The organism is Serratia sp. Ser99 (assembly GCF_024519545.1).
Classification (GTDB): domain Bacteria; phylum Pseudomonadota; class Gammaproteobacteria; order Enterobacterales; family Enterobacteriaceae; genus Serratia; species Serratia liquefaciens.
Map to the genome: position 1 here is coordinate 1 of NZ_JALJRT010000018.1, position 15,685 is coordinate 15,685.

At 58.4% G+C, this 15,685-nt stretch carries 12 protein-coding genes; 9 read left to right on the plus strand and 3 right to left on the minus strand.

The window, feature by feature from the left end; all coding sequences use genetic code 11:
- Positions 1–514 precede the first annotated feature (514 nt).
- From NR114_RS23065 to NR114_RS23085, 5 genes are all read left to right on the plus strand, one after another.
- Entirely contained in the window at positions 515–1,633 is a 1,119-nt protein-coding gene (locus NR114_RS23065; RefSeq protein ID WP_020827729.1) for a branched-chain amino acid ABC transporter substrate-binding protein, read from the plus strand.
- 230 nt (positions 1,634–1,863) lie between these two features.
- Complete coding sequence (locus NR114_RS23070) at positions 1,864–2,778, plus strand: branched-chain amino acid ABC transporter permease (RefSeq protein ID WP_020827728.1); 915 nt, start codon at positions 1,864–1,866, stop codon at positions 2,776–2,778.
- Between the two features lie 11 nt (positions 2,779–2,789).
- The gene (livM, locus tag NR114_RS23075; protein WP_115058463.1) at positions 2,790–4,076 is read left to right on the plus strand and encodes a high-affinity branched-chain amino acid ABC transporter permease LivM; all 1,287 of its coding nucleotides are present in this window, start codon (positions 2,790–2,792) and stop codon (positions 4,074–4,076) included.
- Entirely contained in the window at positions 4,073–4,948 is an 876-nt protein-coding gene (locus NR114_RS23080; RefSeq protein WP_044552471.1) for an ABC transporter ATP-binding protein, read from the plus strand. The genes livM and NR114_RS23080 overlap by 4 nt, the downstream gene beginning before the upstream one ends.
- On the plus strand, positions 4,945–5,661 hold the full coding sequence (locus tag NR114_RS23085; RefSeq protein ID WP_020827725.1) for an ABC transporter ATP-binding protein: 717 nt from the start codon (positions 4,945–4,947) through the stop codon (positions 5,659–5,661). The genes NR114_RS23080 and NR114_RS23085 overlap by 4 nt, the downstream gene beginning before the upstream one ends.
- Here NR114_RS23085 and NR114_RS23090 read toward each other — a convergent pair.
- Together NR114_RS23090 and NR114_RS23095 are read right to left on the minus strand one after the other, a co-directional pair.
- The gene (locus NR114_RS23090; RefSeq protein ID WP_020827724.1) at positions 5,658–6,344 is read right to left on the minus strand and encodes an aspartyl/asparaginyl beta-hydroxylase domain-containing protein; all 687 of its coding nucleotides are present in this window, start codon (positions 6,342–6,344) and stop codon (positions 5,658–5,660) included. The two genes, NR114_RS23085 and NR114_RS23090, sit on opposite strands and share 4 nt — an antisense overlap.
- Positions 6,345–6,381: 37 nt before the next feature.
- Entirely contained in the window at positions 6,382–7,416 is a 1,035-nt protein-coding gene (locus tag NR114_RS23095; RefSeq protein WP_130016923.1) for a LacI family DNA-binding transcriptional regulator, read from the minus strand.
- 321 nt (positions 7,417–7,737) lie between these two features.
- On the opposite strand from NR114_RS23095, the gene NR114_RS23100 reads away from it, so the two are divergent.
- The 4 genes from NR114_RS23100 (at position 7,738) to NR114_RS23115 (ending at position 12,845) form a co-directional block, all read left to right on the plus strand.
- Complete coding sequence (locus NR114_RS23100) at positions 7,738–8,916, plus strand: Gfo/Idh/MocA family protein (protein WP_256813491.1); 1,179 nt, start codon at positions 7,738–7,740, stop codon at positions 8,914–8,916.
- A gap of 23 nt (positions 8,917–8,939) precedes the next feature.
- Complete coding sequence (locus NR114_RS23105; RefSeq protein WP_128865655.1) at positions 8,940–9,881, plus strand: sugar phosphate isomerase/epimerase; 942 nt, start codon at positions 8,940–8,942, stop codon at positions 9,879–9,881.
- 161 nt (positions 9,882–10,042) lie between these two features.
- Positions 10,043–11,233 (plus strand): sugar transporter, encoded by a 1,191-nt coding sequence (locus NR114_RS23110; protein WP_115058468.1) that lies wholly within the window; start codon positions 10,043–10,045, stop codon positions 11,231–11,233.
- 190 nt (positions 11,234–11,423) lie between these two features.
- The gene (locus NR114_RS23115; RefSeq protein WP_256813492.1) at positions 11,424–12,845 is read left to right on the plus strand and encodes an MFS transporter; all 1,422 of its coding nucleotides are present in this window, start codon (positions 11,424–11,426) and stop codon (positions 12,843–12,845) included.
- Positions 12,846–12,975: 130 nt separating this feature from the next.
- Here the strand turns inward: NR114_RS23115 and katG are convergent, their stop codons facing one another.
- Positions 12,976–15,174: a catalase/peroxidase HPI gene (gene katG / locus NR114_RS23120; RefSeq protein ID WP_256813493.1), complete on the minus strand. Its 2,199-nt coding sequence runs from the start codon at positions 15,172–15,174 to the stop codon at positions 12,976–12,978.
- Positions 15,175–15,685 lie beyond the last annotated feature (511 nt).

Below are 15,685 nucleotides of genomic sequence, written 5' to 3' on the forward strand. Positions count from 1 at the left end.
TCTACCGACTGAACTACAGAGGAATCGTGTGAACGGGGCGAATAATAGCGGGGTGGTGCGGCTTTGTCAAAGCACTAAACTGCGAAAAAAGTGCGTTTGCTGTCAGAATGAACATGTTGCGTTGTTTTTCGGCATTTATCCCCCCCTGTCAGCTCTGATTATCACTGTAAAACCCCTGGCGTGATGTTGCACCGGCCTTTGCACATTTACGGTGCGAAGGATCTCGCGGTTGATTTGCATGTGGCCAACATCGCCGAGAAGTTTTTTCGCACAATTGCCGCCAGAGCCCCCCACAGAGCCACCTGACGGCAGTGATTGCCCCGTGTTTTCCCTCTGATATGTAGGATGAATAAACAGAAAATATGTATTGGCCGTCACAATGGCTGGATTTTTGCTTGCTTAAATTCGGGTAATGCGACTGCGCTCTCGCGCAAATTATTTTCCCCGTCTACACATAAAGTGACTGCTCCACGCCTCTGGGCGTTTCGCTAAAACAGTGCTGAGGAATACAACAATGTCATCGAAATTGATTAAAAGTCCGCTCGCTGCTCTGCTTATCGGTTGTTTAGGTTCTGCTTTTTATGCTCAGGCCGATATCGTTATCGGCGTCGCCGGGCCGTTCTCCGGGCCGAATGCGACCTATGGCGATCAGTACTGGCGTGGTGCCTCGCAGGCGGCTGCGGATATCAACGCCGCCGGCGGGATTAAAGGGGAAAAAATTAAGCTGGTGCAGGGGGATGACGCCTGTGAACCCAAACAGGCGGTTTCGGTCGCCAACCGCCTGGTCGATCAGGACAAGGTCGCTGCGGTGGTGGGACACTTCTGCTCATCCTCCACCATGCCGGCCTCCGAGGTGTATGACGAAGCCGGTATTATCGCCATCACCCCTGGCTCTACCAACCCGCAAATCACCGAGCGCGGCATGACCAACATGTTCCGCATGTGCGGCCGTGACGATCAGCAAGGGGTGATCGCCACCAATTACATGCTGAATACCCTGAAGGCCAAGCGTATCGCGGTGATCCACGACAAGGACACCTACGGCCAGGGGCTAGCGGATGCCGCCAGGGCGGAAATGAACAAGCGCGGCGTGAAAGAGGTGCTGTATGAAGGGTTGTCGCGCGGTGAAAAAGACTTTAACGCGCTGGTGACCAAAATTGCCTCGGTCAAACCCGACGTGGTCTATTTCGGCGGCTGCCACCCAGAAGCCGGACCATTGGTGCGCCAGATGCGTGAGCAGGGCGTCACCGCCAAGTTCTTCTCCGGCGACTGTATCGTGACCGAAGAGCTGGTGACCGCTGCCGGCGGGCCGCAGTACACCAACGGCGTGCTGATGACCTTCGGTAACGACCCGCGCCAAATCCCGGAAGGCAAGGCGGTGATCGCCAAATTCCGCGCCAGCGGTTTCGAGCCGGAAGGTTACACCCTCTACTCCTACGCCTCTATTCAGGCGATCGCCGCGGCCTTTAACGCCACCGGCGGCAAAGACAGCGCCAAGGCCAGCGAATGGCTGAAATCTCATGATGTGGATACCGTGATGGGCAAAAAGGCCTGGGATAAGAAAGGTGACCTGAAGGTATCGGATTACGTGGTCTATCAGTGGGACGACAAGGGCAAATATCACCAACTCTAAACAATCCTCGGCGTCTTTCAAGCCGCAGCGTTGTTGGCTGCCTACGTTCGCCCCAGTCACTTAGTGGACCTAAGCTCCTGGGGATTCACGTACTTGCCGCCTGGCTGCAGTTTGAAATCCATTGAGGATTAACCTGCAAGCGGATCCGCATGTGCTGCGGATCCGCGCCGATTCTTCCCTTGGGCCGCGCCTGCTTTCGCTTGCGGTCCCACCAGGCGAGACTGCTCATTATGGACGTTTTCTTTCTGCAACAATTGATCAACGGCCTGACGCTCGGCGCAGTTTATGGCCTGATCGCCATCGGCTACACCATGGTTTACGGCATTATCGGCATGATCAACTTCGCCCACGGCGAGGTGTATATGATCTCCGCCTACCTGTGCGCCATCGGGCTGGCGCTGCTGTCGTTCTTCGGCCTGCAGTCGTTCCCGCTGCTGATCCTCGGTACGCTGGTGTTTACCATCGTGATCACCGGCGTGTATGGCTGGGTGATCGAACGTATCGCCTACAAACCCTTGCGCAACTCTACCCGTTTAGCCCCCTTGATCTCCGCAATCGGCATGTCGCTGATCCTGCAAAACTACGCGCAAATCAGCCAGGGACCACGCCAGCAAGGGATCCCAACCCTGCTGGATGGAGTGTTCCGCCTCAACTTTGACGGCGGGGTGATTCAAATCACCTACACCAAGGTGTTTATCCTGTTCGCGTCGCTGCTGGGCATGGCGATCCTCACTTACATCATTCAACACACCCGGCTGGGGCGCATTTGTCGCGCCACTCAGCAAGACCGCAAAATGGCGTCAATTCTCGGCATCAACACCGATAGGGTCATTTCCCTGGTGTTCGTGATCGGCGCCGCCATGGCCGGCCTGGCGGGGGTGTTGATCACCATGAACTACGGCACCTTCGATTTCTACGTCGGCTTTATCATCGGCATCAAAGCCTTTACCGCCGCGGTATTGGGCGGAATAGGGTCGTTACCCGGCGCGATGCTGGGCGGCCTGCTGCTGGGCGTGGCGGAGGCGCAGTTCGCCGGCATGGTGAACTCGGATTACAAAGACGTGTTCTCCTTCGGTTTGCTGGTGGTGATCCTGATTTTCCGCCCTCAGGGCCTGCTCGGACGGCCAATGGTCGCTAAGGTTTGAGGGGAAAACTTATGTCGCACTCTGAGGTTCACCCAGGGCTGAACGTTAAGCGCAGCCTGCTGGACGCCGTATTGGCCGGGCTGATTGCCCTGATCGTGTTTGGGCCGATCGTCGGCATCGTTCTGAACGGTTACAGCTTTAACTTCGAGCCGCACCGTCTGGTGTGGATTATCGCGGTGGTGATGGCCGGGCGGCTGTTACTGAGCCTGTTTCTGCAAACCACACCGGGCCGTAAATTGCTGACGCGCTTTGACGGCGGTAACGACGGGGTGTATGTCCGGCCGATCGGCGCCAAGACCAGCCTGCGCTGGATTATTCCGTTAATGGCGGTCATCGCGCTGCTGTTTCCGTTTGTCGCCACCAAATACCTGCTGACGGTGGCGATACTGGGGCTGATTTACGTGCTGCTCGGGCTGGGCTTGAACATCGTTGTCGGGCTCGCCGGGCTGCTCGATCTGGGCTACGTGGCGTTCTACGCCATTGGCGCCTATGGGTTGGCGCTGGGCTACCAGTATCTCGGCCTCGGGTTCTGGGCGATGTTGCCATTGGGGGCGCTGATGGCGGCGCTGGCCGGCGCGCTGCTGGGGTTCCCGGTGTTGCGTATGCACGGTGACTATCTGGCGATCGTCACGCTGGGGTTTGGCGAGATCATCCGGCTGGTGCTGAACAACTGGATGTCGCTGACCGGCGGGCCGAACGGCGTCTCGGTCCCGGCGCCGACGATTTTTGGCCTGGAGTTTGGCCGACGCGCGAAGGACGGCGGCGTGCCGATTCATGAATTCCTCGGCATCACTTATAACCCTAACCTGAAATTTATCTTTATCTATGCGGTGCTGTTCCTGGTGGTGCTGCTGGTGCTGTATATCAAGCACCGGTTGACGCGCATGCCGATCGGCCGCGCCTGGGAAGCCCTGCGCGAGGATGAAATCGCCTGTCGTTCGCTCGGCTTAAACCACGTGTTGGTCAAGCTGTCGGCCTTTATGATGGGCGCGTCCACCGCCGGGCTGGCCGGGGTGTTTTTCGCCACCTATCAGGGGTTCGTCAACCCCACCTCGTTTACCTTCTTCGAATCGGCGTTGATCCTGGCGATCGTGGTGCTGGGCGGGATGGGATCGACCATTGGCGTGGTGCTGGCGGCGTTCGTGCTCACGGTGGCGCCGGAACTGTTGCGCAGCTTCGCCGAGTACCGCGTGCTGTTGTTTGGCGTGCTGATGGTGGCGATGATGATTTGGCGACCGCGTGGGCTGGTGCGGATCAGCCGAACCAGCTTTGCGCCGCGTAAGGGGGTGGCGCCATGAGCGACGCAATCTTGCAGGTTGAGCATCTGATGATGCATTTTGGCGGCATCAAGGCGCTCAACGACGTGAATCTGGCGGTCGAACGTGGCTCGATCACCGCGTTGATCGGCCCTAATGGCGCCGGCAAAACCACGGTGTTCAACTGCCTGACCGGCTTTTACCGCGCCACCGGCGGCGCCATCTTGCTTAACACCCACAAACGGCCAACCGACGTGATCCAGGTGCTGGGGCAGAAGTTTCGCGCCGGCGACTGGGTAAACCCGAAGCGGTTGGGATCGCGCCTGTACTACAAAATGTTCGGCGGGACCCATCTGGTCAATCGCGCCGGGCTGGCACGCACCTTCCAGAATATCCGTTTGTTTCGCGAAATGTCGGTGGTGGAGAATCTGCTGGTGGCGCAGCACATGCTCAGCAACCGTAATCTGGTCGCCGGGGTGCTCAATACGCCGGGCTATCGCCGGGCGGAAAGCCAGGCGCTGGATCGCGCTTTTTACTGGCTGGAAGTGGTGGAGCTGGTGGACTGCGCCAACCGGCTGGCGGGGGAGATGTCCTACGGCCAGCAGCGGCGGCTGGAGATCGCCCGGGCGATGTGCACTACGCCGGAGATGATCTGCCTTGACGAACCCGCCGCCGGGCTGAACCCGGTGGAGACGGCGACCCTGAGCCGCATTATCCGTTTCCTGCGTCAGCACCACGGCATCACGGTGCTGCTGATCGAGCACGATATGGGCATGGTGATGGAAATTTCCGATCGGGTGATTGTGCTCGACCATGGCGATGTGATCGCCGAAGGCACGCCGAAAGAAATACAGCATAACGACACGGTGATCGCCGCTTACCTTGGCGCGGATGAAGAGGAGCTGGCGGGATGAGCAATGTGATGTTGGAATTTCGCAATGTGGACGTGTTTTACGGCCCGATCCAGGCGTTGCAGCAGGTCTCGTTACAGGTCAATGAAGGGGAAACGGTGGCGCTGATTGGCGCCAACGGCGCGGGCAAGTCCACGCTGCTGATGTCGATCTTCGGCCAACCGCGCATCAGCGGCGGGCAGATCCTGTTTCGCGGAGAGGATATCAGCCAGCGTTCTACCCATTATGTTGCCAGCAGCGGTATCGCCCAGGCGCCGGAGGGGCGACGGATCTTTCCGGACATGAGCGTGGAGGAAAACCTGCTGATGGGCACCATCACTGTCGGCAATCGCTATGTGGATGAAGACCTGCAGCGCATGTTCGAGCTGTTTCCACGCCTGAAGGAGCGGCGCAACCAGCGGGCGATGACCATGTCCGGCGGCGAACAGCAGATGCTGGCGATTGCCCGAGCCTTGATGAGCCGCCCGAAGCTGCTGTTGCTGGATGAGCCGAGCCTGGGGCTGGCACCGATTATCGTCAAACAGATCTTCAGCATTCTGCGTGAATTGACCCGTGGCGGCATGACGCTGTTCCTGGTGGAGCAGAACGCCAACCATGCGCTCAAGCTGTCCGATCGCGGTTATGTGATGGTCAACGGCCAAATCCGGCTGACCGGCAGCGGCGCGGAGCTGTTAAGCAATCAGGAGGTGAGGAAGGCTTATCTGGGCGGCGCTTAAAACTGACGCTGGATCACGCGCACGTTCAGCCGTACCAGAGCGATGATGCCACTGGACAAGATCCGCAGGCCGCGGGGCAAATCGCGGCGGCGGATATCCAGCAACAACACGGTGCGCACCTGGTCGCTGTCGTTCCACACTTCGTGTTCGAAGGTGTCGTCCCACAGCATAAATTCCCCCTCGTTCAGCCGGTACTCCCGTCCGTCGACTTTCAACACCGCAGCGGGTTCACCGTCGGCGCGTTTGGGCATCGACAACACCAGATAGCCGCGCAGAATGCCGCGGAATGGGCCACGGTGCGCGGGCACCTGTTTGCCGGGCGCCAGAAATGACAATGAGGCTGAAAGCACATCCGGGGAAGAGGCGATCAATTGTGCAAGCTGCGGGCAACGGGCGAGGTTACGCGCTATTGGCTGCCCATAGGCCTGCATGATAAACATCCGCCAGTCGCGAGCGTCGTTGGCGGAGATCGACGCCTGTTCGCTCATGATCTCGTGAAAACGTGGGATATTACGCAGATCTTGCGCTACGGTCAGCGCTTCCTCGCGTATCTGCTGCCAGTGAGCGGTAAAGCGTTGGGCGTCGGGAAACAGCCGGTTGCTGTCGAGGACCGGTGAACTGCTGATGCGGCGATCGTAAATACGGCGAAGAGCAAGCACAGACCAATCGTAGATAGCTGACATAGTGACCTCAATAGCAGTGAGCCGATTTCTCGCCGTCTTAGGGTTGTTTTAGATGTGATTGCCGGACGATCAATTCGCCGGTGTACAGCCGTTGTCCGCCGGGTTCGAAGGCCTGCGTCAGGCAGTGAATGCCATCGGCTATCAGCTGCTGCATCGGCTGGCGGTAAGTGGTTAGCTGGTAGCTGGGGGAGGCCGCCAGCTCAATGTCGTCAAAGCCCACCACGGCAATCGGCGCACAGCCCGGCGTGGCACGTATGGCATCGATAACGCCGACTGCCAGAATGTCGTTCTCGCAAAAAATGGCGTCTATCCGTTGCTCTGCCGGGGTGGCGGCCAGGTAGGCCGAAAAGGCCTCCATCCCGCAAAGACGCTGGTAGTGCGGAGCCTGCAGCACCAGGTTGACCTCACGCTGCTGTTGCGCCAGCGCGGCACGGAAACCGTCCAGGCGGCGCAACTGGGTAGATTCGCTGATTGGCCCCGCCAGATAGCCCATACGCGGGTAATCTTGCTGGAGCAGCAACTCGCCAATGTCGAACCCAGCCTGATAACCGTGGGTCGCCAGCACCTGGATATAGGGGCTTTCACTGTAGCGATACAGCACTACCAGCGGAATACGGTGAATGTCTTGCGCCAGGCTGATCAGCCGGTCATTGAGCAGCGTGCCGAGGAACAGCAGCCCGTCCACCTGCATTTGGTCCGCCAGCGTCAGCACCGACTCGTAATCGTGCTCAGAGGTGATATTGAGCAGCAACGCCATATAACCGCGGCTTTGCAACTGCCGGGTCACTTCATCCAGCAGCGTAAAGATATGCGGGTTTTTCAGTTCGTCCGCCACCAGCCCGATGATGCGGGTACTCTTTTTCGACAGGCTGCGCGCCAGCAGGTTAGGGCGATAACCCAATTCACGCGCTGCGGTTTGAACCCGTTGCATGGCCTGCGGTGAGATCGACGCGCCGTCGGTAAAGGCACGCGATACCGTCCATTTAGACACGCCGGCGCGGGCGGCCACATCGCTGGCCGTCGCCTTGCGTGCTGCGGGCGCCGGGGTAGAGCCGGGTTTCTTCGCCATCATCTTTCGCTCGTGATGAAAAAACGGTATGGGTTCAACAGATTAGCACAGCGTGGTCGAATGCGGGAATTGCCGACGTCGGCGCGAGGATCCTGCGGGCCATCGGCACAACGCAGCGGATCTTTTTAGCGGTATTTTGTGATCCTGATTGGCAGATTTATTATGGCGCATTTGACTTATTTTTAACCCTCTCCAATAGTCCATCGCAAGTGGCATTTGTTGAGCGGTCAAGTTGCTACCTAATTTTGCACCCGGTTGCAGTTAAAGTTTGCACCCGGGTGCAATGCGACGAAAACAGTGAAATCCAAGGTTTCGGGAGCAACTATGCTAAATGGCGAAAGAAAAACGGCGCGCCCTCTGCGCTGGGCAATGGTCGGCGGCGGGCGGTTGGGGCAGGTGGGATACAAGCATCGCTGCGGGGCGCTACGGGATAATACCGCTTTTGAGCTGGTGGCCGGCGCGTTTGATATCGTGCCGGATCGCGGCCGCGAGTTTGGCGTGAACCTGGGGGTAGCGGCCGAACGCTGCTATGAAGATTACCGCACGTTGTTCGCTCAAGAGGCGCTGCGTGAGGACGGCATTGAAGTGGTGTCGGTAGCGACGCCGAACGGCACGCATTACGAAATTACCCGTGCGGCGCTGCAGGCCGGGTTGCACGTCATCTGCGAGAAACCGCTGTTTTTCACCAGCCAGGAAGCCTATGAAATTAAAGCGCTGGCGGCGGAAAAAAATCTGATCGTCGGCGTGACTTACGGTTTCTCCGGCCACCCGCTGCTGCTGCAAATGCGCGCGATGATCGCCAACGGCCAGATTGGCGAAGTACGGATGGTGGACCTGCAATATACCCACGGTTTTAATGCCACGGACGAAGTGGATCGCCTCAGCGAAGCGCAGAAATGGCGCATTGACCCCAAGATCTCCGGCCCGAGCTTTGTGCTGGGGGATATTTCCACCCACACCTACTACCTCTCCCAATTGGTCATGCCGCAGATGCAGATCCGCGAGCTGCTCTGCGATCGGCAAAGTTTTATTCCCTCGCGTGCGCCGCTGGAAGACAACGCGCTGGTGATGATGCGCTATGAAAGCGGCGCGGTTGGGCGGATGTGGGCTTCATCGGTGAATGCTGGCGCGATGAGCAGCCAGCGCATTCGCATCGTGGGGTCGAAGGCCAGCCTGGAGTGGAGCGACATCAACCCCAGCGAGCTGCGCTACGAGGTGCAGGGGCAGCCAAACCAGATGCTGTATCGCGGCATGGCGTATCTGGACGATACCTGCAACGCCTGGGAACGGCTGGGGGCTTTGCATACCGAAGGCCTGACCGAATCCTGGGCCAACATCTACCTGAAATTTGCTCTGGCTATCGACGCTACCCGCCGCGGCGATCGGCAGGCGCTGGCGCAACTGGTGTATCCGGATATCGACGCCGGGATCGAGGGCGTGCGCTGGATTGAAAACTGCGTGCGTTCCGCCAACCAGGGCGCCCGGTGGGTGGCCTTTGAATAAACCTATTTACCCGGAGCAAGAGCATGAAACTTTCTTTTTGTACCGATAGCCTGGGCCACCTGCCGTTTGAAGCCATGCTGGATCGCCTGGGCGAACTGGGGGTGTTTGGCGTGGAAATGACCACCGGCGGCTGGTCTTCGGCACCGCATCTGGACACCGTGGCGCTGTTACAGGACGCGGGCAAGCGGCGGCGGCTGATGGCGGCGCTGGAAAGCCGCGGCATGAAAATTGCGGCGCTGAACGTTTCCGGTAATCCGCTGGAGCCCGGCGTGCTGGGCGAAAAACACCGCCATGAGACCGACAACACGCTGGCGCTGGCCGCCGGCCTGGGGGTGAAAAAAATTGTTATGATGAGCGGATTGCCACCTGCGGCGCCCGGCGACAGCATCCCTAACTGGATCACCTATACCGTCAGTTGGCCGCCGACGCTGAAAAACTGCCTGGACTACCAGTGGAACGAGGTGGCGATCCCGTATTGGCAGAAGCTGGTGGATAAGGCGCAGGCGTTCGGCATAGAGAAGTTCGCGCTGGAAAATTTCAGCTCGATGCTGGTGTGGAACCCGGACACGTTGTTCAGGCTGCGCGACGCGGTGGGGCCGATGGTGGGCTTGAACCTCGATCCCAGCCATCTGATCTGGATGGGGGCCGATCCGATTGCCGTCGCACGGCGCCTGGGGGACGCAATCCACCACGTGCACGGCAAAGATGTGCGGCTGGAAAGGGGGATAGTGGCGGTCAACGGGCTGCTGGAAACCCGGCCGGTGGAACAGGTTGCACAACGTGCCTGGAACTATGTGGCCGTCGGGTGTGGGCAGGATTTGCAGTGGTGGAAGGAATTCTTCTCGGTGGTACGCATGATGGGTTACAACGACTGGGTCTCGCTGGAGATGGAGGATCTGACCATGTCGGTCGATGCCGGTATTAATACCTCGGTTGAGGCGTTACAACGCTGCATCAGCCAATAACGCCTGTTTATTTCTGCCAAAGGCCTGCAGGTTTGCAGGCCTGTGCGCGGCAAAAGACTGTCGAAAAAAACAGGCCAATAAAAGTGTGATCTATATCGCATTTACCCCGCCAGTTGGTTAAAATATCGCTACTTCCCGCACCTGTCCGGATCCCGTTTAACATGGAACAAACCCAGGTATCTCGCTCAACCGCCTGGTTGCGCGTGGTTATCCTTGCCGTCTCGGCCTTTATCTTCAATACCACCGAATTTATTCCGGTGGGGTTGCTGAGCGACATCGCCAAAAGTTTTTCAATGCAAACCGAGCAAGTGGGTTTGATCATCACCATTTACGCCTGGATTGTCGCCTCCGCCTCTCTGGTGTGCATGCTGCTCACCAGCAAAATTGAACGGCGCAAGCTGCTGATCGGGGTGTTCATACTGTTTATCGCCAGCCATGTGCTGACCGCCGTGGCCTGGAACTTCACCACGCTGGTGATTTCCCGTGCCGGTGTGGCGCTGGCTCACGCGGTATTCTGGTCGATCACCGCCTCGCTGGCGATCCGGGTCGCCCCGGCGGGCAAAAAGGCGCAGGCGCTGAGCCTGCTGGCCGGCGGTACCGCGCTGGCCATGGTGCTCGGCCTGCCGCTGGGCCGCGTGATTGGTCAGATCCTCGGTTGGCGCATGACCTTTATCGGCATCGCGGTTTGCGCCACCCTGGCGCTGGTGCTGCTGTGGCGTCTGCTGCCGGTGCTGAAAAGCGAGCATTCCGGTTCACTGTCCAGCGTACCGATGCTGTTTAAGCGTCCGGCGCTGGTCAGCCTGTATATGCTGACCATCATCGTGGTGACGGCGAATTTCACCGCCTACAGCTATATCGAACCCTTTATTCAGACCGTGGCCGGGCTGTCGGAAAACTTCACCACCCTGATGCTGTTGCTGTTCGGCGCCGCCGGTATCATTGGCAGCCTGCTGTTTAGCCGCTTCAGCGAACGTTTTCCGTCGGGCTTTTTCATCGGCGCCATCGCGCTGTTGATGCTGAGCCTGCTGCTGCTGCTGCCGGCCTCCGGCAATGAAAATCACCTGACGCTGCTGTTTGCGGTGTGGGGCATGGCCATTATGGCGATTGGCCTGTCGATGCAGGCCAAGGTGTTAAACCTGGCGCCGGACGCCACCGACGTGGCGATGTCGATCTACTCCGGGCTGTACAACTTTGGTATCGGCGGCGGCGCGCTGCTGGGTAACCAGGTCAGCCAGCATCTGGGCATGGGCAACATCGGTTTTGTCGCTGCACCGCTGGCGCTGATTGCCCTCGGCTGGTGTGTGCTGAACTTTTACCGCGGCGAACGCCTGCAACACCACCACATCCGCTAAGCCCCACCGCACGACAGCGGGCCATCAGTTCGCTGTCGTGCATTGCTACTCCGGTTGAATTTTCTCTCAGCAAAACAGATTGCTGCAGTTTTTTATGCTTAAAATTTTTTCATAGTCTGCTAATTAAATATTTAACTCCGACGCCGAGCCGATAGCATAGAAAACTATCGATTATGTTATGGCGAGGTTAATGGTGAGTGAGTCTTTGGTTGCGGGAAGCGTGGGGGCGGCCCAGTCGCCGATCCATGAACGGGATCTGTCGGCAAGAATAGATGCATTGCCCACCTCCGCCGGGCTGTGGCGGTTTATTGCTTTGCTGGCGTTAGGCGGCTTTTTTGAACTCTACGACCTGTTCCAGACCGGATACATCAGCACCGGCTTAATCGCCGAAGGCATCTTCCATACCGGAGCGCAGGGCGTGTTCGGTGTCTCCGACCAGGCGGCATTCGCCTCCGCCACATTCCTTGGCCTGTTTATCGGCGCCAGCCTGCTCAGCCCCTATGCCGACCGCTTTGGCCGCCGCACCACCTTTATGTTTGCCCTGGCCTGGTATGGCATCTTTTCGCTGTGTCTGGCTTTTCAGCATCAGGCCGAATGGGTGATCTTCCTTCGCTTTTTGGTCGGCGTCGGCTTGGGCATTGAGCTGGTGACGATCGATACTTACCTGACCGAATGGGTGCCCGCACATCTGCGCACCCGGGCGTTTGCCTTTTCCTTCTTCATTCAGTTTCTCTCGGTGCCGACGGTGGCGTTAATGTCGTGGTGGCTGGTGCCGCAAACCATCCTGGGCCTGAGCGGCTGGCGTTACGTGGTGATCGCCGGTGCGGTGGCTTCGTTGGTGATCTGGCTGGTGCGTAAAGGCCTGCCGGAATCGCCGCGCTGGCTGGCACAGCAGCGGCGCTACCCGGAGGTCCGGCAGGTGATGCAGGCGATGGAACGACGCTGCGGCGTCACCCATACGGCGGATTTCCCCGCGCATGACGCGCAAGCACACAGCGAAATGCCGGCGCAGGGGAGTTTTAAGGATATCTGGTCGCCGCGTTACCGCAGTCGTACCCTGATGCTGGTGGTGATGAATTTCTTCCAGGCCATCGGATTCTTTGGCTTTGGCAACTGGCTGCCCGCTTTGCTGGCCGGAAAGGGAGCCTCCATCACCCACAGCTTGCTGTATGCCTTCTTTATTACTCTGGCTTACCCGTTGGGTTCGCTGCTGTGCAGCCGCTATGCCGACAAGATGGAAAACAAGTGGCAGATTGTACTTTCCTGCCTGGTGACGGTGATCTTCGGCTCGCTGTTTGCCCTGCAAAACAACCCCGTCTGGCTGATCCTTTGCGGTTTCTTCATCACCTGGTCCAATGCCTGGTTGACCTATAGCTACCATTCTTATCAATCGGAAGTGTTCCCGACTTATATACGTGCCCGCGCTGTCGGCTTCTGCTATTCGTTCAGCCGACTGTCGACGGTATTCAGCAGCCTGATCATCGGCATCATTCTGCAATACGGCGGCTCGGTGGGGGTTATCACGTTTATCGTGGCCAGCATGCTGATTGTGATGGTGGTGATCGGCGTGTTTGGCCCGAAAACGCGCGGTATCGATCTGGAAAATATTTGAGTACTACTCGCGTGAGATCCTGTGAAATAAAAAGCCCGCTTAAACTGACCTAAGCGGGCTTTCAGGCTACTGACAAAGCCTTCACTGGTGTTTGGCATAGGGGCGCTGCATGCTGCGCCCGTTACATCTCTTAGGCGAGATCAAAACGATCGAGGTTCATCACCTTAGTCCAGGCGGCGACAAAGTCGCGTACGAAGCTGCCCTGGGCGTCTGAGCTGGCGTAGACTTCCGACAAAGCCCGCAGCTGAGAGTGCGAACCGAAGATCAGATCGGCACGCGTCGCCGTCCATTTGAGCGCACCCGTTTGGCTGTCGCGCCCTTCAAACACGCCGTCTTCGTTGGCCGCTTTCCAGGTGGTGCCCATATCCAGCAAATTGACGAAGAAGTCGTTGGTCAGCGCCTGTGGGCGTTGGGTCAACACGCCGTGCTGGCTTTGACCGACGTTGGCGTTCAGCACCCGTAACCCGCCCACCAATACCGTCATTTCCGGTGCGGTCAGCGTCAACAGCTGCGCTTTATCGACCAACAGCGCCTCGGCCGGCACGCTGAATTGCTGCTTCAGGTAGTTGCGGAAGCCATCGGCCACCGGTTCCATCGCTTCGAAGGATTCGACGTCGGTCTGCTCCTGCGTTGCGTCCATGCGGCCCGGCGTGAAGGGAACGCTCACCGGGTGCCCGGCGCTGATCGCCGCCTTTTCGATGCCGGCCGCACCGGCCAGCACGATCACATCCGCCAGCGAGACGCGTTTATTACCTGACTGTGCCTGGTTAAAGGCCTGCTGAATACCTTCCAACGTGGCCAGGGTTTGTGCCAGCTGAGCAGGCTCGTTCACCGCCCAATCCTTTTGTGGCGCCAGACGAATACGCGCCCCGTTGGCGCCGCCGCGTTTGTCGGAACCGCGGAAGCTGGAGGCGGATGCCCAGGCGGTGGAAACCAGCACCGATACCGGCAGGCCCGAGGCCAGGATCCGGGTTTTAAGATCGGCAATATCCTGATCGTTAATCAACCCATGATCGACCGCCGGGATCGGATCCTGCCAAATCAGCTCTTCGGCCGGCACTTCCGGGCCGAGATAGCGAGCGCGCGGCCCCATATCGCGGTGGGTCAGTTTGTACCAGGCACGAGCGAAGGCGTCGGCAAGCTGATCGGGATGTTCATAGAAACGGCGTGAGATCTTTTCATAGGCCGGATCGAAACGCAGCGACAGGTCAGTCGTCAGCATGGTCGGGCGCTGCTTTTTGTTGGGATCGAAGGCATCAGGAATGGTTTCGCCGACGTCTTTGGCCACCCACTGGTGTGCACCGGCCGGGCTTTGCGTCAGCTCCCACTCGTATTCGAACAGGTGCCGGAAGAAGTCGTGGTTCCACTGGGTTGGGGTGGTGGTCCAGGTGACTTCCAAACCGCTGGTGATGGCGTCTTTACCCTTGCCGGTACCGAAGCTGCTATGCCAGCCGAGACCCTGCAGTTCAAGGCCTGCGCTTTCCGGATCGTCACCGACGTGCGACGCCGGGCCCGCGCCGTGGGTCTTGCCGAAGGTGTGGCCGCCGGCAATCAGCGCCACGGTTTCTTCGTCGTTCATCGCCATGCGGGCGAAGGTTTCGCGGATGTCGCGCGCCGCAGCGACCGGATCGGGGTTGCCGTCCGGGCCTTCCGGGTTGACGTAGATCAGGCCCATTTGCACTGCGGCCAATGGGTCCTCAAGGTTGCGATCGCCCGAGTAGCGGCTGTTCTGACCGCCGCTCAGTTCCAGCCAGATCTTTTCCGAGCCCCAGTAAACATCATCCGGTTCCCAGGTGTCGGCGCGGCCGCCCGCGTAGCCAAAGGTTTTAAAGCCCATGGATTCAAGCGCCACGTTGCCGGTCAGGATAATCAGATCGGCCCAGGAAATTTTACGGCCGTATTTTTGCTTAATCGGCCACAGCAGGCGACGGGCCTTATCGAGGCTGACGTTGTCGGGCCAACTGTTGAGCGGCGCAAAACGCTGCTGGCCTTCACCCGCACCGCCGCGACCGTCGCCGATGCGGTAGGTCCCGGCGCTGTGCCAGGCCATGCGGATGAACAGGCCGCCATAGTGGCCAAAGTCTGCCGGCCACCACTCCTGCGAGTCGGTCATCAGGGCATGCAGGTCTTGTTTCACCGCCGCCAGATCAAGGCTGTTGAAGGCTTTGGGGTAGTCGAAGTCCGGGTCCATCGGGTTGGAGAGGGGGGAGTGTTGGTGCAGCGGCTTCAGGCTAAGTTGGTTGGGCCACCAGTCTTGATTCGAAGGGCCGCGGCGCGGTGCATTCAGTTTACCGCCGCCCGAAAAGGGGCATTTGCTTTCAGTTGTCATGTTGCGCTCTCTGCTTCGTAGGTTGCTCGCCAGGCCCGAAATGTCTGATGCCTGAGGGAGCCGTTAGCTTGCTATCGCGGGCAAAAGCCCACATCGGGTGTTGCGCTAAGGGGTTATCTAATCAACTGATTTACAAAAATAAAAAATGAGCTCTCTTCGTCAGGCTCGCAGCGGGGAGCCTACCGATACTCAGCATTAAGCGTAGTCAGTAGATGCAGATAGATAAAATAGGAATAGTTGAATGTTGTGATAGTTTTTGGCTATTGAATTTTATTTTATTGATAGGGTTATTAGGAGGAAGGGAAAGAGGGCAGCGTTGCGTTCATTGCGTTAATAAAGGGGAGCTCTTGATTAATGCTTCTTTGGTGGGTTTTTGTAAAATGATTTATATGAGGGAAAATAACTTATCCAATAATAAGCTAATTAATTGTTGGTGTGCTGATAGAGGAATTTCTAACCAAACTATGGCGATGAGGTAGTGGTTGGTAAGATGATAGGTCTGTTTTGTGCC

Coding starts and splice junctions, on each gene's coding strand:
- NR114_RS23080 (WP_044552471.1), top strand. CDS start 4,073: ATGAGCGACGCAATCTTGCAGGTTGAGCATCTGATGATGCATTTTGGC.
- katG (WP_256813493.1), bottom strand. CDS start 15,174: ATGACAACTGAAAGCAAATGCCCCTTTTCGGGCGGCGGTAAACTGAAT.
- NR114_RS23095 (WP_130016923.1), bottom strand. CDS start 7,416: ATGATGGCGAAGAAACCCGGCTCTACCCCGGCGCCCGCAGCACGCAAG.
- NR114_RS23065 (WP_020827729.1), top strand. CDS start 515: ATGTCATCGAAATTGATTAAAAGTCCGCTCGCTGCTCTGCTTATCGGT.
- NR114_RS23115 (WP_256813492.1), top strand. CDS start 11,424: ATGGTGAGTGAGTCTTTGGTTGCGGGAAGCGTGGGGGCGGCCCAGTCG.
- NR114_RS23110 (WP_115058468.1), top strand. CDS start 10,043: ATGGAACAAACCCAGGTATCTCGCTCAACCGCCTGGTTGCGCGTGGTT.
- NR114_RS23085 (WP_020827725.1), top strand. CDS start 4,945: ATGAGCAATGTGATGTTGGAATTTCGCAATGTGGACGTGTTTTACGGC.
- NR114_RS23100 (WP_256813491.1), top strand. CDS start 7,738: ATGCTAAATGGCGAAAGAAAAACGGCGCGCCCTCTGCGCTGGGCAATG.
- NR114_RS23105 (WP_128865655.1), top strand. CDS start 8,940: ATGAAACTTTCTTTTTGTACCGATAGCCTGGGCCACCTGCCGTTTGAA.
- NR114_RS23070 (WP_020827728.1), top strand. CDS start 1,864: ATGGACGTTTTCTTTCTGCAACAATTGATCAACGGCCTGACGCTCGGC.
- livM (WP_115058463.1), top strand. CDS start 2,790: ATGTCGCACTCTGAGGTTCACCCAGGGCTGAACGTTAAGCGCAGCCTG.
- NR114_RS23090 (WP_020827724.1), bottom strand. CDS start 6,344: ATGTCAGCTATCTACGATTGGTCTGTGCTTGCTCTTCGCCGTATTTAC.